The 20,134-nt window shown below is 68.5% G+C and carries 15 protein-coding genes; 11 read left to right on the plus strand and 4 right to left on the minus strand.

The window, feature by feature from the left end:
- The first annotated feature begins 138 nt into the window (after positions 1 to 138).
- The 6 genes from FHR20_RS09315 to FHR20_RS09340 all read left to right on the plus strand — a co-directional run bounded on the left by FHR20_RS09315 (position 139) and on the right by FHR20_RS09340 (position 7,699).
- Complete coding sequence (locus FHR20_RS09315; protein WP_208413458.1) at positions 139 to 1,170, plus strand: LacI family DNA-binding transcriptional regulator; 1,032 nt, start codon at positions 139 to 141, stop codon at positions 1,168 to 1,170.
- 165 nt (positions 1,171 to 1,335) lie between these two features.
- Entirely contained in the window at positions 1,336 to 2,253 is a 918-nt protein-coding gene (locus FHR20_RS09320; RefSeq protein WP_167299234.1) for an ROK family protein, read from the plus strand.
- Positions 2,254 to 2,276: 23 nt separating this feature from the next.
- Positions 2,277 to 4,598, plus strand: coding sequence for a GH92 family glycosyl hydrolase (locus FHR20_RS09325; RefSeq protein WP_208413459.1), 2,322 nt, complete (start codon positions 2,277 to 2,279; stop codon positions 4,596 to 4,598).
- Complete coding sequence (locus FHR20_RS09330; RefSeq protein WP_167299236.1) at positions 4,598 to 5,320, plus strand: copper homeostasis protein CutC; 723 nt, start codon at positions 4,598 to 4,600, stop codon at positions 5,318 to 5,320. The genes FHR20_RS09325 and FHR20_RS09330 overlap by 1 nt, the downstream gene beginning before the upstream one ends.
- The gene (locus FHR20_RS09335) at positions 5,317 to 6,324 is read left to right on the plus strand and encodes a glycosylasparaginase (protein WP_243857165.1); all 1,008 of its coding nucleotides are present in this window, start codon (positions 5,317 to 5,319) and stop codon (positions 6,322 to 6,324) included. Before FHR20_RS09330 ends, FHR20_RS09335 begins: the two co-directional genes overlap by 4 nt.
- Before the next feature lie 25 nt (positions 6,325 to 6,349).
- A complete protein-coding gene (locus tag FHR20_RS09340) occupies positions 6,350 to 7,699 on the plus strand; it encodes an MFS transporter (protein WP_167299237.1) in 1,350 nt (449 codons plus the stop codon).
- Positions 7,700 to 7,713: 14 nt separating this feature from the next.
- Here FHR20_RS09340 and FHR20_RS09345 read toward each other — a convergent pair whose 3' ends face one another.
- Both FHR20_RS09345 and FHR20_RS09350 read right to left on the minus strand, forming a co-directional pair.
- A complete protein-coding gene (locus FHR20_RS09345; protein ID WP_167299238.1) occupies positions 7,714 to 8,865 on the minus strand; it encodes a sensor histidine kinase in 1,152 nt (383 codons plus the stop codon).
- Entirely contained in the window at positions 8,850 to 9,545 is a 696-nt protein-coding gene (locus tag FHR20_RS09350; protein WP_167299239.1) for a response regulator, read from the minus strand. The genes FHR20_RS09345 and FHR20_RS09350 overlap by 16 nt, the downstream gene beginning before the upstream one ends.
- A gap of 175 nt (positions 9,546 to 9,720) precedes the next feature.
- Here FHR20_RS09350 and FHR20_RS09355 point away from each other — a divergent pair, with 175 nt between their 5' ends.
- The 5 genes from FHR20_RS09355 to FHR20_RS09375 all read left to right on the plus strand — a co-directional run bounded on the left by FHR20_RS09355 (position 9,721) and on the right by FHR20_RS09375 (position 17,345).
- Positions 9,721 to 10,407 (plus strand): outer membrane protein, encoded by a 687-nt coding sequence (locus FHR20_RS09355; RefSeq protein ID WP_167299240.1) that lies wholly within the window; start codon positions 9,721 to 9,723, stop codon positions 10,405 to 10,407.
- Complete coding sequence (locus tag FHR20_RS09360) at positions 10,407 to 11,864, plus strand: efflux transporter outer membrane subunit (RefSeq protein ID WP_167299241.1); 1,458 nt, start codon at positions 10,407 to 10,409, stop codon at positions 11,862 to 11,864. Before FHR20_RS09355 ends, FHR20_RS09360 begins: the two co-directional genes overlap by 1 nt.
- Before the next feature lie 2 nt (positions 11,865 to 11,866).
- Positions 11,867 to 12,934: an efflux RND transporter periplasmic adaptor subunit gene (locus FHR20_RS09365; protein WP_167299242.1), complete on the plus strand. Its 1,068-nt coding sequence runs from the start codon at positions 11,867 to 11,869 to the stop codon at positions 12,932 to 12,934.
- Positions 12,931 to 16,023, plus strand: a complete 3,093-nt coding sequence (locus FHR20_RS09370) for an efflux RND transporter permease subunit (RefSeq protein ID WP_167299243.1) — start codon at positions 12,931 to 12,933, stop codon at positions 16,021 to 16,023. Before FHR20_RS09365 ends, FHR20_RS09370 begins: the two co-directional genes overlap by 4 nt.
- A gap of 80 nt (positions 16,024 to 16,103) precedes the next feature.
- Positions 16,104 to 17,345, plus strand: coding sequence for a saccharopine dehydrogenase family protein (locus tag FHR20_RS09375; RefSeq protein ID WP_167299244.1), 1,242 nt, complete (start codon positions 16,104 to 16,106; stop codon positions 17,343 to 17,345).
- Positions 17,346 to 17,386: 41 nt separating this feature from the next.
- Here FHR20_RS09375 and FHR20_RS09380 read toward each other — a convergent pair whose 3' ends face one another.
- Together FHR20_RS09380 and FHR20_RS09385 are read right to left on the minus strand one after the other, a co-directional pair.
- Positions 17,387 to 18,148, minus strand: coding sequence for a copper homeostasis protein CutC (locus FHR20_RS09380; protein ID WP_167299245.1), 762 nt, complete (start codon positions 18,146 to 18,148; stop codon positions 17,387 to 17,389).
- Between the two features lie 43 nt (positions 18,149 to 18,191).
- Positions 18,192 to 20,105, minus strand: coding sequence for an alpha-L-fucosidase (locus FHR20_RS09385; protein ID WP_167299246.1), 1,914 nt, complete (start codon positions 20,103 to 20,105; stop codon positions 18,192 to 18,194).
- Between the last annotated feature and the right edge of the window lie 29 nt (positions 20,106 to 20,134).

Consider the following 20,134-nt stretch of genomic DNA (forward strand, 5'->3'; position numbering starts at 1 on the left):
GACCATTGCTATCTGCCCGGACTCGTTGCGCGAATCCGGATTTGCAATCGATTACATTTTTTGTAAAGCCCTTCTCGACAATATTGACAACGGGCCGGCCATCGCCCTCTTTCGTCATGAACGGCGCAGGATCCGGCAATGGGGGAGCGGATGGATGCGGGAAGCGCGAAGGGCAATCACACGGCGATGACCACCATCCTTGACGTAGCACGGGCAGCCGGGCTTTCGACGGCGACCGTGTCGCGGGCGCTCCGCGAGCCGGAGAAGGTGACCGAGAAGACCCGCGCGAAGGTGTTCAAGGCAGTCGAGGCCGTGAACTATCGGCCGAACATGCTGGCGCGCAACCTGCGTACCGACAAGTCCTTCACGCTGCTGGTGCTCGTGCCCGGCATCGCCAATCCGTTCTTCGCCAACGTCACTGCGGGGATCGAAGCGACCGCCTGGAAACGCGGCTATTCGGTGCTGCTCGGCGACACGCGCGATTCGCCCGAGCGCGAGGAACATTATGCCCGGCTGGTCGAGACGCGGCTGGCGGATGGCGTGATCCAGCTCAGCCCCGACTATGCGCCGGCCGAAAGCCGCCGCCAGGCTCCCTACCCCGTGGTCCATGCCTGCGGCTGCGAACTGACGGAGGCGCCTTCCGTCCGGATCGACAATGTCGGCGCGATGCACGAGGTCGTCGCGCATCTGATCGCCCGCGGCCATCGTCGGATCGCGGCGATCAGCGGCCCGCAGGCCAATGCCCATGCCATCGACCGCCTCAAGGGCTATCGCCAGGCACTCGAGGCAGCCGGCATCGCCTTCGATCCGGGACTCGTGCTCCACGGCAGTTTCAGGATGCAGTCCGGCTTCGAAGCCGCGCGCGAGATTCTCGCAATGTCGCCGCGGCCCACGGCGATCGTCAGCATCAACGACGAAATGGCCATCGGCGCGATCCAGGCGCTCGCGGCCCAGGGTGTCTCGGTCCCCTCGGATATCGCGGTCACCGGCTTCGACGACATCGATTTCGCCGCCCATTCCACGCCGGCGCTCACCACCGTCAGGCAGCCCGCCGCCGAGATGGGCGCAAAGGCCTGCGAGCTGCTGATCGACTGGATCGAGGACAAGGCGCGAGACGAGGCGGTGCACATTCTGCCGCATACCCTGGTCGTTCGCGAGAGCAGCGGGTGAGCGCCCCGCCACGCGCCGATAGTGCCGGGAGCGCGTCCGGGCACCGCCCGCAGCCATTTCCGCCGCCCACTCTCAAATAAGGCTGGCCTCGCGATATGTAATGGATTACATTTCGTGCAACGACCGCGTCGCGCGGCGCAGTGGGTCCAGGGGGAGAGGCATGGAATGATCGTCGGACTGGATATCGGCGGTCACCACGTCGCCGGCGCGCTGCTGAACCGGCAGGGGCACGGGATCCTCGTCAAGAGCTACAGGCATAGCGAGACACGCAGCGGCGCTGCCAGCGCGGAACTCCTCGATGCCTGGGCGCACCTGATCACGACGATCGCGCCGGACACCGATCGGGTCACCGGAGTCGGCATCGCAATGCCGGGCCCGTTCGACTATCGCACCGGCACTGCCTTCTTCGAAAGCAATGGCAAGTTCCAGAGCCTCTATGGCATCAACGTGCGCGACGAATTGCAGCGCCGCCTGCCCGCTTCGCACGAGATTCGCTTCCTGAACGACGCAACTGCCTTCGCGGTCGGCTGCGCGGCGATGGGTGCCACCGGGAATTGCGCCCGCCTGCTCGCGATCACGCTCGGCACCGGGCTCGGCGCCGCGTTCCTCGATCGCGGCATCCCGGTGATCGAGGAGGAGCCGGGTGCGGTGCCGCCCGGCGGATGCCTGTGGAACTTGCCGTTCAAGCACGGGATCGCCGATGACTATGTCTCTTCCCGCTGGCTTCTGACCGAAGGCGCCAGGCAGAGCGGTCGTCCGCAAGAGAATGTGGCCAGAATGGCGGCCGACGCCCGGCAGGACGAAGTCGTGCGGTCCGTCTTCGCGGAATATGGCGCCAATCTCGCGGCCATCGTCGCGCCCTGGGCACGCGGATTCGGCGCCGAGGCGATCATGCTCGGGGGACGCATCGCCGGCGCGTTCGACCTTTTCGCGCCTGCCCTGCGCGCAGGGCTCGCTGCATGCGACGTCGCGACACCGATACTGATACACGAGAATACCGAAGACGCGGCCATTGTCGGCGCGGGCCAGATGTTCGCCCCCGCCTTCTGGGCCGAGGCGCGAACCCGGCTTCCGCGCCGGTGAGAAGGGATAGGGAGACGATGCGGATGGGGGGATTTGCAACGCGCATTCTGGGGCTCGCCCTGGCCATGCTCCCGGTCCCGCTCGCCGCGCAGCAGGCGCCGGACCATGCCGACCTGGCGAACCCGCTCACGGGAACCGATTCGTCGTTCGAATTATCCTATGGCAACACCTATCCGGCGATCGCCGTGCCATGGGGCATGAACTTCTGGACGCCCATGACCAACAAGATGGGCGACGGCTGGACCTATCGCTACGGCGACCACAAGATCCGCGGCATCAAGCAGACCCATCAGCCGAGCCCCTGGCTCAACGACTATGGCGCCTTCTCGCTGATGGCGCTCACCGGTCCGCTCAAGTTCAGGGAAGACGAGCGCGAATCCTGGTTCTCGCACAAGGCGGAGACCGCGCGGCCCTATCGCTACGGCGTCTATCTGGCCGATTACGACGTGACCGCCCAGGTGACTTCCACCGCGCGGGCGGCGCATTTCCGCTTCACCTTTCCCGAGAGCGAGCAGAGCTGGATCCTGCTCGACGCGTTCGACATGGGCTCGATGGTCAGGATCCTGCCGAAGGAACGCCGGATCATCGGCTATGCGCGCAACAATCATGGCGGCGTTCCGGGGAATTTCCACAACTGGTTCGTCGCCGAGTTCGACCGCGATTTCGAAATTGCCGAAACCTGGGGGGACGGCTGGAAGCGCAACCCGGGAATCGCCCAGGCCGAAGGGCAGCATGTCGGCGCGATCATCGGGTTCAAGACCCGCAAGGGCGAGCAGGTCCATGTCCGCGTCGCCTCTTCGTTCATCAGCCCCGAGCAGGCCGCGCTCAACCTCGATCGCGAAATCGGCAAGGACAGCTTCGAAGCCACCGAGGCGAAGGCCAGGGACGAATGGAACGCCCTGCTCGGCCGATACAAGGTGGAAGACCCGGATATCGACGCGAAGCGCACCTTCTATTCGGCGCTCTACCGCACCCTGCTCTTTCCGCGCAGGTTCCACGAAATCGACGCAGCCGGCCGGACGATCCACTACAGCCCCTATGACGGCAAGGTGCATCCCGGCCCGATGTTCACCGACAACGGCTTCTGGGACACGTTCCGCGCGGTCTTCCCGCTATTCGCGCTGATGCACCGCGAAGTCGACGGCCAGATCATGCAGGGGCTCGCCAACACCTATGACGAATCGGGCTGGCTCCCCGAATGGGCCAGCCCCGGCCACCGCGACGTGATGATCGGATCGAACTCGGCCGTGAACATAGCCGACGCCTATCTGAAGGGCATTCGCGGCTTCGACATCGCCAAGCTCTACGAAGCGATCCGCAAGAATGCCGATACCGATCAGGGGCGGCCGAAGTCGCGGGACGGCAAGACGATCAGTTCGGTCGGTCGCGAAGGCGTCGATTGGTACAACCGGCTCGGCTATGTTCCGTACGATGTCGGCATCAACGAGAATGCCGCGCGCACGCTCGAATATGCCTATGCCGATTTCACCATCTCGCGGCTCGCACAGGCGCTCGGCAAGCCCCGGGACGCTGCCCTGTTCGCGGCACGCGCGCAGAACTACCGCAAGCTGTTCGACCCCGAGAGCGGGTGGATGCGCGGCCGCAACCGGGACGGAAGCTTCCAGGCGCCGTTCAACCCCCTCAAATGGGGCGATGCCTTCACCGAGGGCAACAGCCTCCACTATAGCTGGTCGGTATTCCAGGACGTGCAGGGCCTGATCGCGCTGATGGGCGGCGACAAGGCCTTTGCCGCGAAGCTCGACAGCGTGTTCGACAGCCCGCCCAAGTTCGACGACAGCTATTACGGCTTCACGATCCACGAGATCCGCGAGATGCAGATCGTCGACATGGGCAATTATGCCCATGGCAACCAGCCGATCCAGCACATGATCTATCTCTACAACTATGCCGGCCAGCCATGGAAGGCGCAGGCCAGGGTGCGCGAAGTTATGCGCAAGCTCTATTCGAGCGCGCCCGACGGCTATCCGGGGGACGAGGACAATGGCCAGACCTCGGCCTGGTACGTGTTCAGCGCGCTCGGCTTCTATCCGGTGACGCCCGGCGCGAACCAATATGTGATCGGCTCACCCCTGTTCCGGCATGCCGAGCTGGCGCTGGAGAATGGCCGGACCTTCACCATCGAAGCTCCCGGAAACAGCGCCGCGAACATCTATATCCAGTCCGCCACGCTCAACGGCAGGCCGCTCGACCGCACCTGGCTGGGCCATGACGAGATCATGGCCGGCGGCACATTGCGCTTCGAGATGGGGCCGCGGCCGAACATGGCATGGGGCACGGGACCCGCCGCCGCACCCTTCTCGATGAGCGGGCGAGGCAAGCGCTGATGGCCGTCACGCTCGAGATCTGCGTCGACGACGCCGCAGGGGTGGCCGCGGCGGTGATGGGCGGTGCCGACCGGATCGAGCTGTGCGGCGCACTCGAACTGGGCGGCCTTACCCCCTCCCCCGGCCTGATCGAATATGCCGTGGCGACGGGCGTCCCGGTCCACGCGATGATCCGCCCCCGCGCCGGCAGCTTCGTCTACGACACGGACGAACTGGCGTTGATGGCCGAAGATATCCGACACGCGCTCGCGCTCGGCGCCACGGGCATCGTGGTCGGCGCATTGCGCCCGGACGATACGCTGGATTCGCGCGCCCTGGCGCGCTTTCGCATGGTCAGCCGCGATGCCGCGCTAGTGCTGCATCGCGCGATCGACCTCGTTCCCGATCCGATTGCCGCGGTCGAGGAGGCCTGCACCCTGGGCTTCGACAAGATCCTCAGCTCGGGCCAGGAAGCGACGGCGCTGGCCGGCGCGCTGACCCTCGCCCGGATGGTGGAGGCGGCGGACGGCAGGCTGTCCGTCATCGCCGGCTCGGGCCTCGCCCCCGACAATGTGGTCCGGATCGCGCGCGTGAGCGGCGTGCGCGAGGTGCACGCTTCCGCGAGCCAGCCCGGACGCCCCGATCCGCGCAGCATGGCCATGGGGTTTTCCGCCGGGCCCCGGCGCAGAACCAGCGCGGCGCTGGTCCGCCGCCTGCGTACCGCCATCGAGGAGAGCGCATGACGACAGCAGTGACTCGCCGTACCGCCATGGCCATCGGCCTGACGAGCGCGACCTTCGCCGGTGCGAGTTCCGCCTTCGTGCGGGGCAGCGACCCGGTCGCACTGGTTTCCACCTGGGATTTCGGTGCCGCGGCGAACGCCGCGGCGCTCGCTCGCCTCAATGCGGGCGGATCGCTGATCGACGCGGTCGAAGCCGGCGCACGCGTGCCGGAAGCCGACCCGACGAACCATTCGGTCGGGCTCGGCGGCTATCCCGACCGCGATGGGCGCGTGACGCTGGACGCGGTCATCATGGACGACGCGGGCCATATCGGCGCGGTGGCGGCGCTCGAGGACATCATCCATGCGATCTCTGTCGCCCGGCTGGTCATGGAGAAGACGCCGCACACGATGCTGGTGGGCGAAGGCGCGCGGCGCCTTGCCATCGAACATGGGATGAAGACCGCCAAGCTGCTGACGCCCGAGGCCGAGAAGGCGTGGCGCGCGTGGCTGAAGACAGCGCAATACAAGCCCCAGGCGAATATCGAGAACCAGTTGCCGGGACCACCGGGCTCGGCGCTGAACCACGACACGCTGGGCCTGCTCGCGCGCTCGGCGGACGGCCGCATGGCGGGTGCATGCACGACCTCCGGCATGGCCTACAAGATGCACGGCCGCGTCGGGGATTCGCCGTTCGCGGGGCACGGCCTCTATGTCGAGCGCGGCATCGGCGGCGCCACGTCCACGGGCGTGGGCGAGGAAGTCACCCGCATCGTCGGCACCGCGCGCGTGGTCGCGTCGATGCGCGCGGGCCTTCCGCCCCAGGCCGCCTGCCGGGAAGCGGTCGAGCATATCGCCCGCCTGCGCGGCGATGCGATACGGGAGATGCAGGTCGGCTTCCTGGCGCTGAGCGCGGCCGGCGAAGTGGGTGCCTTCGCGCTCCTCCCGGGATTCACCTACGCCGTGACCCGGCTTTCCGGGGAAACCCAGCTGCTGCCATCCGACAGCCTGGCCGGCGCACGCTAGGGACAAGCATTTTCAGGGGGGACAAATGACGACGAGACAATCGGCTGGCGTGACGGCGGCCTATGCCATCGTGACGTGCCTGTTCTTCGCCTGGGGGTTCATCACGTCGCTGATCGACCCGCTGGTGGCCGCGGTGAAGGGCATCTTCACGCTGACGGATTTCCAGGCCCAGGCCGCGGCCTTCGCCTTCTTCGCGGCCTATGGCGTGATGTCGTTCCCGGCAGCGGCGCTGCTCGCGCGCCTGAAGTCGATCCCGACCATCCTGAGCGCGCTGGGCATGATGATCGTCGGGTGCCTGGTGATGCTGGCGGCCGCCAATCTCGCGGTGTTCACGCTGGTGCTGCTCGGGCTCTTCATCCTGGCGAGCGGCATCACCATCCTGCAGGTGGCGGCCAACCCGCTCGCCGCGGCGCTGGGCGATCCACGCTACAGCCATCTCCGCCTGACGCTCAGCCAGACCTTCAACTCGCTGGGGACGTTCATCGGGCCACTGCTCGGCGCGCACCTGTTCCTGGCCGGCATCGAAGTGAAGGAAGGGGCAGTCGTCACGAAGGAAATCCGCGCGCAGGCGCTGGCCGGCATCGATTCCGCCTATTTCTGGATCTGCGGCCTGATCGCCGCGCTCGCGGTGTTCTTCTGGCTCAGCCGCCGGGTGGTGACCGAGGCGGCGCCGCTTTCCACGGCCGGGCGCCGGGGGATCGCCAACCTGGTCGTCGACGCCTTCTCGTCGCGCTGGGCGCTGTTCGGCGGGCTTGCGATCTTCCTCTATGTCGGGGCCGAGGTGTCGATCGGCACGCAGATGGCGCTGTTCCTCAATTCGGATGCGATCTGGGGCCATTCGGATGCCGCCTTCGGCGTGCCGCTGCTCGGCTATGCGATGGGCAGCGACGGCATCCCGGGCGTCTCGCTCCAGGAAGCCGGCAAGGCCGTCGCCTTCTATTGGGGCGGCGCGATGGTCGGCCGCCTCGTCGGCTCGCTCCTGCTCACCAGGGTCAAGGCGCACCGCCTGCTCGCGCTGTTCACCGCCATCGCCGCCGCCATGTGCCTCTACGTCTTCGCGGTCGGCGGCGTCACCGCCGGCTTCGTCGCGCTCAGCATCGGCCTGTTCAACTCGATCATGTTCCCCGTCATCTTCACTCTCACGCTCGAACGCTCCACCGCCAGCGCCGAATCAACCTCGGGCCTCCTCTGCACCGCCATCGTCGGCGGCGCCGTCCTCCCCCTGCTCGTCGGCCTCGTCTCGGAACACAGCAACTATGCGACTGCGTTCACCGTCCCGGCGCTGTGCTACGCGACGCTTTGCATGTTCGCCGTGGCCGCGGCACGCAAACCGAAGCTGCCGCGCGCCGAGCCCGCCGCGATCAGCCTCCATTAGGCCGCGCCGGAGGATCAATCGCAAAGGGGCAGATAGACCAGAAAACATGCCCCCGAGCGATCGGATCGGTTCGCCGCGACGATGCGCCCGCCATGCGCCTCGACCAGCTTCGCGGTGAGTGCCAGCCCGAGGCCGCTGCCGGAGCGTACCGCGACCTGCGATCTCGCCGCCCGCCAGAACGGCATGAACAGCCGGCGTTCGTCGCCTTCCTCGAACCCCCTTCCCTCGTCGGCAACGCGAAGGACGGCGGCGGCGCCTTCGACGGCCACCGATATCTCGACCGCGTTGCCATCCGCGCCATGGCGGATGGCATTGCTGATGAGGTTCATCACGACCTGGCGCATCCGCACCGGGTCTGCCCGCACCCGCGCGGGCTGGCAGGCCTCGCCTATCGTCACGCCGGCCGCCTCGGCCTCGGGGCGAAGGTCGACGATCGCGAACTGCACGACCCGGGCGAGGTCGACCACGCGCAGGTCCAGTTCGAGGACATGGGCATCCGCATGGGCGAGCGTGCGAAGATCCTCGACGATACGCGACAATTGCTCGACCTGGCGCAACAGGCGCTCCGGCTCGTCGGTGCTCGGGTCGATGAAGCCGTCCGTCAGCCCATGGAGACGCCCCTTGAGAATGGTGAGCGGCGTCCGGAGCTCGTGCGCGATACCGGCGGTCAGGATCTTGCGCTCGCGCTCATAGGCTTCGAGGTCGGCCGCCATCCGGTTGAAGCTGTCGACCAGCTCCGCGGTTTCCCCTGCCAGGCCGACTGCCTCGACCCGCACGCCGCGCTCGCCCTCCGCGACCTGGCTCGCGGCAAGGCTGACCGCGCTGATCGGAGCGCTGATCCTGCGCGCGAAGACATAGGCGATGCCGCCACCGACGCTGGTCGAGACGATGCCGATCACCGCCAGGAACAGCCAGTCGCTCGGCAGCATCACCGAACCCGAATATTGCTCGTGGAGATCGAAGAACCGATCGCTGTCGGTCTGCCCCGAACGCACCAGCCGCTCGAACTCCGCGCGCGCCTTGGGCGGCATGCTGTCGCCGATCTGATGGAGGTGAAGGACAGTGGCGCCGTAATAGACCGCGACGCTCATCGCGATCGTGATGAACGTCATCATGCCGGCGAGCAGCCAGACGCGCGTGACGATGCGGTTCAGCGCTCGGGCCAAAGGCGATATCCCACTCCGCGTACCGGCTCGATCATGTCGCCGCATCCGACGGCATTCAGCTTGGCCCGCAATTTCGACAAGTGCGAATCCACCACCCGGTCATAGGCATCGCTGTCGGGCGACGCCGCGTCCAGCAATTCCATGCGCGTGAAGGCGCGGCGCGGCTGGCGGGCCATGTGCGCGAAGATCTGGAACTCGGTGGGCGTCAGCGGCAGGCGCTCGAGCCCGCTCCCGTCCTCCGCCCGGCGCAGCACGGCATGGGCATCGATATCCACGACCAGGCTGCCGATGCCGATCGTCCGATGCGGGCTCGCTCCCTGCGCGCGGCGACGCACCGCGCGGACGCGCTCGACCACTTCGGCCGGATTGAACGGCTTCACCACATAGTCGTCGGCGCCCATCCGCAACGACGACAGCTTCGAACCGTCGTCGTCGAGCGCGGTGACCATGATCACCGGAGTGCCCGCGCGATTGCCGATGGTGGTGAGCACCTCCAGCCCGTCGCCGCCGGGAAGCCCGATGTCGAGGAGCACCAGGTCCGGCCGGAACTGCGCGTGCAGCCGGATCGCTTCGGATACCGAGAACGCACGCTGGGTCTGATAGCCGCCCTTGTCGAGATAGAGCGCCAGTATGTCGCCAATTTCCCGTTCGTCCTCGACGATCAATATCCTGCCGCTCATCGCGCCTCCTGCGGCTGGCCCTAGTCGCTGATTGTGTAGGTTGGGTGGAGGCGGCGGGGATCGAAATGCGCCCCTCCATCAAGCCTCCATCGAATCCTCCATAAGGCTCCATCGATCTGCCGGAAGAAGCATGACGACGCGGCGATCATGCCGCCTCGGCAGACAGGAGATTTTCATGGTACCCGCTTTCCGCCACTGCGCCCTCGCCGCGCTCGCAATTGCCGCAGCCGGCATTACCCCGGCAGCCGCGCAGGATGAACCGTCGACCGGCGTCTATGGCGTGGCGCGGGCCGGCCTGTCCATCGACTCCAATGCCCGCCTCCAGGGCAACAACCCCACCGCCGGAACCACGCTCCAGCGCGACACCGACTATAAGCGCGGCTTCAATGGCGAACTCGGCATCGGCTATGATGCCGGCCCGTTCCGTCTCGAAGGCACGGTCGGCTACACCACCGCCGGCGTCGACAAGAAGCAGGCGGCCAAGGGCGGCTTCACTGCGGACGGGCGGACCAAGGCGCTCACCATCGGCGCGGCGGGCTATTTCGACATCGCGGCGAGCGAGCATGTCGTGCCCTATGTCGGCGGCGGGATCGGCATGTCGCGCGTGGACTCGCGCATGAGCCGCCTGAGCGGTTCGCCCGCCACCGGCAGCCGCTATTCGGGCAAGGACTGGGGCTTCAACTGGCACCTCGACGCGGGCGTCGGCATCGCCGCCACGCAGTCGACCACGATCGAGCTGGGTGCGCGCTATTCCCGGACCTCGTCCCTGCGCTTCGACGGCTTCAATGGCGCGACCAAGGCGCAATTCCGTCCGCGCATGTCGGGCTGGTCCGCCATGCTCGGAATCCGCCAGGCCTTCTGATGCACCGTGTCCGCATCCCGTCGGTACTGCTCCCCGCCGTCCTCGCGACGGCGGGGTGTGCCCCGAGCCTCGAGATCGGACGGCCCGTCGCGCGCCTCCCCGCGCGCTTCGAGGCGGCAGCGCCGCATCCGAGCCCGGAGCCGGCGGCACTGGACCGGTGGTGGACGCTGTTCGGCGATGCGCAGCTGGACGATCTCGTCGCACGCGCGCTGCATGCCAATGCCGATGTCCGGCTCGGCCTGGCGCGCCTGCGCGAAGCCCAGACGATCCGCCGGGCTGCGCTCGCCCCCTTCCGGGTCCAGGGGGACCTGCAACTGACCGGCGGGGTGCAGCGCAGCGAGAGCCTGTCCGGTCCGGACGTGCTGATCGGCGGCCCCGGGGGCACGTCGGTGACCTCCGGAGCCACGGTCGCGGCCGCCTCGCCGACATTCAATCTTTCCTGGGAGCTGGACCTGCTGGGCCGGCGCGACGCGGCGCGGGCCGCGGCCGACGCCGACCTTGCGGCCGCCCGCTTCGTACAGGAGGGGACACGGGCAACGCTCGTCGCCGATGTCGCCGATGCCCTGTTCGCGGCGCGCGGCCTCGCCGCACAGATCCAGGCGGCCCGGGAAACCCTGGCGATCCAGCGCGGGATATTGGCGGTGATGCACGCACGCGCCGATCGCGGCCTGGCGGCGCGCGCCGATGTGGCGCGGATCGACGCCGATGTCGCGCAGGCCGAGGCGCACGCCACCCAGCTGGAGGCCGAGCTCGCCGCGACCAGGCGCGCGATCCTCGTCCTGCTGGGCGAGGCAGACAAGGCGCTCGACACCCTGCCGATCGCGCCCCGCCTCGATCTTCCTCCCCAGCCGCCCGCGGCGCTGCCGGGCATGTTGCTGGAGCGCCGGCCCGACGTGCGGGAGGCCGAGCAGCGCCTCCGGGCCGCGATCGCACGCGCCGAACTACAGCGCCTCGAGCTCTTCCCGCGCCTGACGCTCAACCCCGGAGCGGGACTCACTGCCACACGCGGCGGCGGCCTCACTGCCGTCAGCGCCTTCTGGACGCTGGGTGCGGGGCTCACCATGCCGATCCTCGACCGGGCGCGGCTGCTCGCCCAGATGCGCGCCGAGGGCGCTCGTGCCGAACAGGCAGTCATCGCCTATGAACGAGCGGTCCAGACCGCCTTTTCCGAAGCCGATCAGTCCCTGCTCCGCCTGGCGGGAGACCGTGCGCGCGTCGTCCTGCTGGCACGTGCCGAAAGCCGCGCCGACGAGGCATATGCGGCAGACCGGCTGCGCTTCGCGCGCGGATTGAACGATCTTCCCACGCTGCTCGAGACCCAACGCGCGCGCAGCGCCGCACATCTCGCCAGTGCCACGGCCCGCGCGGAAACCCTCCGCCGCGCCGTCACCCTATTCCGTGCGCTCGGGGGCGGCTGGCAGCCCTTGCCGAGCGCCGCCTCACTTCCCGGGGAATGATGATGAAACGGCCCCTGTTCGTCACCGCCATCGCACTGACGCTCTCCGCTTGTGCAAAGGAAGCGCCTCGCGCCGACGAGGCGGAAGCGCCGCCGACCGTCGGGGTCTTCCGCGTGGCGCTTCGGCCGATCAGCGCGGGTGTCGATGTTTCGGGAACCATCGTCGCGCGCGAGGAAGCTGCGATATTGCCCGAACTGTCGGGCTATCGGGTGCTGCGCGTGCTGGCCGATGAAGGCGATCAGGTGCGTCGCGGCCAGCCGGTGGCGCTGCTCGACGGCGCGTTGCTCGCCAGCGAGGAGGCGCGCCTCAGAGCGCAACGCACCAGCGCGCAGGTCGCGGCGGAACGCGCACGATCCGAGCATCTTCGCGTTGCGGATCTCACCGGACGCGGCGTGATCGCCGACGAGACGATCGTGCAGCGCGGCTTCGAAGCGCGCGCCGCACAGGCGCAATTGCAGTCGGCGCAGGCCGCCCTGCGCGAGATCGTCGTCCGCCGCGGCCGGCTGACGCTGCGCAGCCCCGTATCGGGGGTCATCGTCCAGCGTTCCCTGCGCCCCGGCGACGTCGCCGGGACGGGCACCGAGCCGCCCTTCCGCATCGCCCGCGACGGCCTGTTCGAACTCGACGCCGAAGCACCCGAACACCTCCTGTCCAGGCTCGCACCCGGCGCGACCGCCACCGTTACCCTGGCATCCGGCAGGCGACTGACCGGCACCGTCCGGCGGCTGGGCGAGCGGGTGGATCCCGCCACCCGTCTCGGCCGGGTCCGCATCCTCCTCCCCTTCCATCCCGGGCTTCGCCTGGGCGGCTTCGCCACCGCTTCGGTTGCGGGCGAAGCGCGGTCGGTCCGCTCGGTCCCGCTACGGGCACTCTCCTATGAGGGTGGGCCGTCGGTGATGACGGTGGACAAGGCGGGCCGTGTCGCGCGCGTGCCGGTGCGCACGGGCGCGCGGGGCGGCGGAATGGTGGAGCTGCTGGACGGGCCGCCGTCCGGCACGCCGGTCCTGCTGGGTGGAGGCGCCCTGGTCGTCCCCGGGCAGATCGTCAAGCCGGTGGAAGGCCAACCGTGAGCGTCGCCATTTCGGCCTGGTCGATCCGCAACCCGATTCCGGTCTGCGTCCTCTTCGCCCTTCTCACCCTGGCCGGCATCTGGGCGTATCTCGCGCTGCCGGTCAAGCAATTGCCCGACACCTCCTTTCCGATCGTCGCCGTCAACGTGACGCAGAGCGGGGCGGCCCCGGCGGAGCTGGAAACCCAGGTCGCCCGCGCGGTCGAGAATGCGGTTGCGGGCATTCCGGGGGTGAAGCACGTCTTCTCCGCCGTCACCAATGGCCATTCGGCCACTCTGGTCGAGTTCAGCATCGGCGAGAACCAGCAAAAGGCGATCGACGAAGTCCGCACCGCGATCGACCGCATCCGGGCGGACCTGCCGCGCGGCATCGATCCCCCGGTGGTCGAGCGGGTCGATATCGATGCCGTTCCGGTGCTGACCTATGCGGTCGCCGCTCCGATGTCCGACGTCGACCTCTCCTGGTACATCGACGACCGTGTCGCCAAGACGCTCCAGGCGGTTCCCGGCGTCTCGTCGATCCGCCGGCTGGGCGGTGCCAATCGCGAGATCGTCGTCTCGCTGCTGCCCGACCGCCTGGCCGCCTATGGACTCACCGCCTCGCAGGTCAGCCAGGCGCTACGCACCGCGCTGGGCGACAATGCCGGCGGCAGGGTGGAACTCGGCAAGAGCGAGCAGGCGGTGCGCGTCCTCGCATCGCCGCGCAGCGCCGAAGCCCTCCGCGCAGTCGAGCTGCCGCTCGACGGCGGGCGCAGCGTGCCGCTGTCCGCCGTGGCCGAAGTGGGCGACGGCGGCATCGAACCCCGATCCTTCGCGCGGCTCGACGGGCGTCCGGTCATCGGTTTCGAGATCATGAAGACCAAGCCCGCGAGCGACATCCGTGTCGAGGATGCGGCAAATGTCGCGATCGAGCGGCTGGCGCGCGAGAGCGGCGGCGTCCGCTTCACGCGGATCGTCTCCAGCGCGGACGAGACGCGCGCCGAATTCTCCGCGACGATCGAAGTGCTGGTCGAAGGGATGGCATTGGCGGCGCTCGTCGTCTGGCTGTTCCTGCGCACCTGGCGTTCGACGCTGATCGCGGCGGTGGCCATGCCGATCTCGCTCCTTCCCACCTTCGCGATCATGCTCGCACTGGGGTTCACGCTCAACCTGGTCTCGCTGCTGGCGCTGACGCTGGTGATCGGCATCCTCGTCGACGACGCCATCGTCGAGATCGAGAATATCGAGAAGCGGATCGAAGGCGGCGAGAGCCCCTATCGCGCATCGATGATCGGGGCGGACCAGATCGGCCTTGCCGTCATTGCCACCACCTTCGCGATCGTCGTGGTCTTCCTGCCGGTCTCGCTGATGGGCGGCATCGTCGGCCAGTATTTCCGCGAGTTCGGCATCACGGTCGCCGTCGCGGTGCTTTTCTCGCTGCTGGTCGCCCGCTTGCTGACGCCGCTGATGTGCGCCTATCTGCTGGTGCCGGCGCGAACGCCGCACGCGCGCAAGCCGATGCCCGGCTGGTATCGCCGCATCCTCGATTGGGCGCTCGATCATCCCGGCCTGTCGATCCTGCTCGCCTTCCTGTTCTTTGCCGGCTCGCTCGGGCTGGCTTCGCTGCTGCCGACGGCTTTCATCCCCGAGAGCAATCCGAAGACCATGGTCTTCAACATGGCGGCGGCACCGGGATCCACTCGCGCGGACCTCGACCGGGCCAGCGCCGAGGCGACGCGGATCCTGAAGGGGCATCCGGACGTCGCATCCGTCTTCACCCGCTTCGGCGGCGAGGCGATGCACAATGGTTCGCTGACCGTCGTCTTCAGGGAGGATCGCGCCGGCACCGCGGCTGGCTTCAAGCGCCGGATGGCTCCCGCGCTACGCGCCATTCGCGACGTTCGCATCACGCCGGGGGGCCAGAGCGGCACCGGCGCCGATCTCGAAGTCATTCTGGTCGGCAGCGATCCGCAGGCATTGGAGGCAGCCGCCCGGCGCATCCGGCACGAGATGCAGGGAATCGCCGGGCTGCGCAACGTGCGCGCCGCCGAGCCGCCTTCCTCCGCCGAACTGGTGATCCGGCCGCGCCTTGCCGAAGCGGCGCGTCTGGGCGTTACTGCCGAGGCCATCGCCGACACCGCGCGGGTCGCGACGATCGGCGATATCGACGCCAATCTGGCCAAGCTGCCGATCGATGGACGCAACCTGCCCGCCCGGGCGCTGCTGCCGGCCGCCGCGCGCCTGGATCTCGAGACGATCGCCGGACTGCGCGTGCCGGTCGCAGGCGGCGGCACGACCCGGCTGGACGCGGTTGCCGATATCGGCTTCGAGGCCGGCCCCGGCCGCATCGAACGCATCGACCGCGAACGCCGGGCAACGATCCAGGCGGATTTCTCCGGCCTGACCCTCGGCCAGGCGACCGATGCGGTGGCAGCGCTGCCAGGCATGAAGGCATTGCCCGCCGGCGTGCGGCAGCAGCTCTATGGCGACAGCGAGGCGATGGCCGAACTGTTCGGCGGTTTCATCGGCGCCATGATCGCCGGCGTCGGCATGATCTTCGCGGTGCTGGTCCTGCTGTTCCGCTCCTTCTTCAAGCCGGTCACGATCCTCACCGCATTGCCGCTCGCGGTCGGCGGCGCGTTCGCGGGCCTGTTGCTGGGCGGGTTCGCGCTGTCGCTGCCGGCGATGATCGGGTTCCTGATGCTGCTCGGCCTGGCCGCGAAGAACTCCATCCTGCTGGTGGAATATGCGATCGAGCGCGAACGGGACGGCGTGCCGCGCCGGGCCGCGCTGGTCGAGGCCTGCCACGAGCGCGCCCGGCCGATCGTGATGACGACCGTGGCGATGGCGGCGGGAATGGTGCCGACGGCCCTGGGCCTTGGCGAGGGATCGGAGTTCCGCCAGCCCATGGCGGTCGCCGTGATCGGCGGGCTGATCACCTCCACCGCGCTGTCGCTGGTGCTGGTGCCGGTCGTATACGAGACGATCGACCGGCTGGAGCGCTGGCTCGCTCCCAAATTCGGCCGGCTCGTCCGGCAGCCCGATCCTCGGGAAGTGGCCGCCCTCGAGGCTGGGGAAGTCCTGCCGGCGGCGGTGCCGACCCGACCATGACAACGGCATCGGCCCGCTCGACGGAACCACCATGTGCAGCGGGCGCGACATTCTTCATGTCCTGACGATAGGGGGCGAAATTGCGACTGCTTGTTCTGGGTGCCGGCGAAGTCGGCCGGGCCTTCGCCAGGGCCGTGAGGCTCTTCCACAGCTTCTCCGACGTCACCATCGCGGACCTGTCGGAAGACGCGGCCGCGCGGGCGGCCTCGCTGTGCGGTGCGCGCAGCATGAAGGTCGACATCGAGGATGCGGCCGCGCTGGGCGCGATACTGCGCCAGCACGACATCGTGGTATCGACCGTCGGCCCGGCGAGTCGCTTCGCGGTGCCGCTGCTCCGCCAGGTCATCGCGGCCGGTTGCCACTTCGTCGACGTGACCGACGATCCCCTGCCCACGCTCGACATGCTGGCGCTCGACGCAGCGGCCAGCGCGGCCGGCATCACTGCCATCATCGGCTGCGGCGCCAGCCCCGGCATCGCCAACCTGCTGGCCGTGCACGCAACTTCCCAGCTCGATCGGGTCGACCGCCTGATCACCATCTGGGGCAGCCGTGGCGACGAGAAGGAAAGTCCGGGCAATGGCGTGACCGCGGCGCTGCGGCACTGGGTCGAACAGATCAGCATGCCGATCCCGGTCTGGCGCAATGGCGGAATCGTCAGCGCCCGACCGCTCGAACGGGTCGAGGTGAACTATCCGGGAATTGGCCGCGTCTCCACGCGTCTCGTCGGCCATCCGGAGGCGATCACGCTGCCGCGAAAATATCCATCGCTGCAGGAATGCCTCAATGTCATGGATTTCTCGGGCTATGTGAACGCCGCGCTGGCAAGGGCCGCTCGCGGCATCCGCACCAGGGGCCTGACCATCGACGAAGCCGCCGCCCGGCTTGCCGCCGCGCTGGACGAACAGGGCGGCCGCTTCCGGCCGAGGGATGCGACGTCCTATATCTACCATGGCATCGCGGATGTCGTTCGAGGCAAGAAATGGCTTCCACCTCTCAGCGCGGTGGCGGAAGGCTGGCAGGGACGAAGGCAGATGGTCGTCGGCGCGGCATTGAACGGCGTCATCCCCGGCGGAACGGGCTTCCTGACGGCGCTGCCGGCGGTGATCGTGGCGGACATGATCGTCGGGAGAACGATCAAGCGATCCGGCGTCGCAACGCCCGAGCAACTGGTCGATCCCGAAGCCTTCTTCTTCGCAATCTGGCCATTTCTCATCGACGGCCAGGGCGCACCGCTGTCGACCGACGAACCCGCGATAGCCGTGACGACCGCAACGACATCTTCCCCGATCCGCCGATCCCGCATCGCCAATGCCCGAGAGTGACCGGCGCGAGACCGTCGCACCGCGATCTTCGGGGACGCGTCCTAGCGCAGGCCGTCAAGCTCCGCGGTTCGCCTGCTGCGTTTCCACTGCGCGATCGCCTCGCGCAGCGCGCGTACCCGTCCGGCGTCGGTCCGGTTCCGCGGTCCGCGCGCGAAGCCGAAGCCCAGGGCATCGGGATGCGGCGCCGGCCCGGGGCAACTCGCCGATGCATGGACTTCCCGGACGCCCGTATGCTCGAGCAACCAGGCGACATTGTCCGAAGTGATCCCGGATCCGGCGATGATGGATAGATGCTCTCCGGCCGCCTCGACCATCGCGGCAAGCGTCGCTGCACCGTCGATCGCCCGGGGCGCGCCACCTGAGCTCAGGATCTTGTCGTAGCCGAGTGCGGCGACGCGCCGCACGGCCTCGACCGGGTCCGCGACGAGATCGATCGCGCGGTGCAGCACGATCCGGACATCGCGCGCGGCTTCGCGAAAGCGTGCCAGCGCATCATAGTCGAGCCCGCCCTGCGGCCGCGTAGCGCCGAGGACCACCCCGGCGATGCCGCACCACGCGCCCAGGCGGATCTCCTCCCGCATCAATGCGATCGCCGCGCCATCGAGCACGAAATCCCCACTGACCGGCCGGATCATCATGTGCACGGGGCACCCCGTCGCGACCGCCCGCTCGACGAGCGCCGCGGACGGCGTCAGGCCACCCAGTTCGAGGCTCGCGCAGAGTTCGAGGCGATCGGCCCCGCCGGCCACCGCGGCATCGATGCCGGACACATCGTCGACGCAGATTTCCAGCAGCATATTCATGGACGGCCCCGACGCCGAGGGGGCGCACCCGCCAACGCGACCATCATCGCCTGCCGAACGCTCCGATATCCGCGATCGCCAGTTCGCGGGCCGGCACCGCCACCGCCTCGAAGACGAGACGAAGGAAGCGCGCGGGCCTGCCGCTCGAAAGCGCGATCCGCTGGGTTGCCAGCGCATAGGCGATGTTGGAGAATTCACCCTCGCCTCCCGCCTCCCAGGTTCGACCATCGAGACTGGTATCGACCCGATAGCCCCGGGGCGGCGCGGCATCGGCACTCGGCTCGCGGGCGGGCGTCAGCGTGAACCCGGCAAGCGGCTGCACCGCGCCCAGATCGATGACGATTTCGGCCGGGCGGCCCGGCGTCGGCGCGGGAACCGTCCAGAGCGAGCTCGCATCGTCGTCCAGCAGGCGCCGGGGATCGCCGCCGGCGCTTGCCCGGACGATCGTCCAGCGCGCGCGCGACAGGATCGACGGATCGCTCGGCGCGATGGCCGCGAGCCGTGCGGGCGCGACCTGGCGGAAGAGCGCGACTTCGCTGATCGCCGGACAGACCGGGGCATCGAGGATGCGCAGCCGGATGCGGCGCGCCGCGATCGGTTCGGAAAGCCGGATCAGGCGCTGCGCTCCGATGCAACTGTGGCTCGCCAGCGTCTGCCAGCGCCCCCCGATCTCGGCATCGACCGCGAAGCTGGTCACGCGGACGCCGAGCGGCAGATATTCGCGCAGCCGGATGAGGTCGAACACGGTGCCGGGCGCGAGATCCAGCGTGAGGACCGGAGTCCGCACCGCGTCCGGCGTCGACCAATAGCTGTTCCGATCGCCATCGAGCACCTTGCCGGCGCCGAAGGCCGCACCCCGCTCGTCGCTGGCATGCGCGACCGCCCCCTTGGCCAAATCGCGTGCGAAGGTGGCGCGCATGGCGTTACCAAAGGCGCGCAGCGACGCCAGGTCGGCGGCGGGGATCCGTCCGCTCCGGTCGGGCGGGATGTTGAGGTTGAGGTTGGTCCCGCGGCCGACGGACTCGTCATAGAGGCGGATCAGTCGCTCCGGATCCTTGACCTTGCCATCCTCGTCCGCATGATAGAACCAGCCCGGCCGTATCGAGACATCGGTCTCCGCCGGCCACCAGAGCGGCGCGCCCCGGACGCCGGAATTCCCCTCCGACTGCACATAGGGATGATCGGGCATGGTCGGCCAGCACGGATCGCCGGCGACTCCCTTCTCATTGCCCACCCAGCGCACATCCGCGCCCAGGGGATCGAAGGTGCAGGCCATGGGCTGATACCGGTGCACCAGCGCGACGATCGAGAGCCAGTTGTAATAGGCGGGCGCATCGATCTTCCGGGCCTCGCGCGCGCCGCCATAATAGCCGTCCCCGCCATTCGCCCCGTCGAACCAGAATTCGAAGAGCTCGCCATAGCGCGTGCACAGCTCGACCACCTGCTTGCGGAAATAGTCGATATAGGCCGGACGGCCATATTCGGCATGGTTCCGGTCCCATGGCGAGAGATAGATGCCGAATTTCAGCCCTGCCCGCCGAACCGCGCCTGCAAGCTCGCCGACGATATCGCCCCTGCCGCCCTTGTACGGCGCGTTGCGGATGCAATGCTCGGTCAGCATCGTCGGCCACAGGCAGAAGCCGTCATGGTGCTTCGCCGTCAGGATCAGGCCGCGCATCCCCGCCGCCTTCGCCGCCGCGGCGATCTGATCCGGATCGAAGCCCGACGGATCGAACAGGCGCGGGCTCTCGTCGCCATAGCCCCATTCCTTGTCGGTGAAGGTGTTGATCGAGAAATGGACGAATCCGAACATCTCATGGGCGTGCCAGGCGAGCTGTCGCGGCGACGGCGTCGCGCCCCAGGGCGCGGGCGGTGCGACCCGGCCCCGCGCCCCGACCGGCACCGCCGCCATCAGCAATCCCATGCCCGCAAGACCGCGGCGGGTGAGGTCGGTCATCTGTCAGGGCCCTTTCGAGAATGGCGCAT

Origin of the sequence: Sphingomonas leidyi (assembly GCF_011761945.1) — a bacterium.
Lineage (GTDB): Bacteria > Pseudomonadota > Alphaproteobacteria > Sphingomonadales > Sphingomonadaceae > Sphingomonas > Sphingomonas leidyi.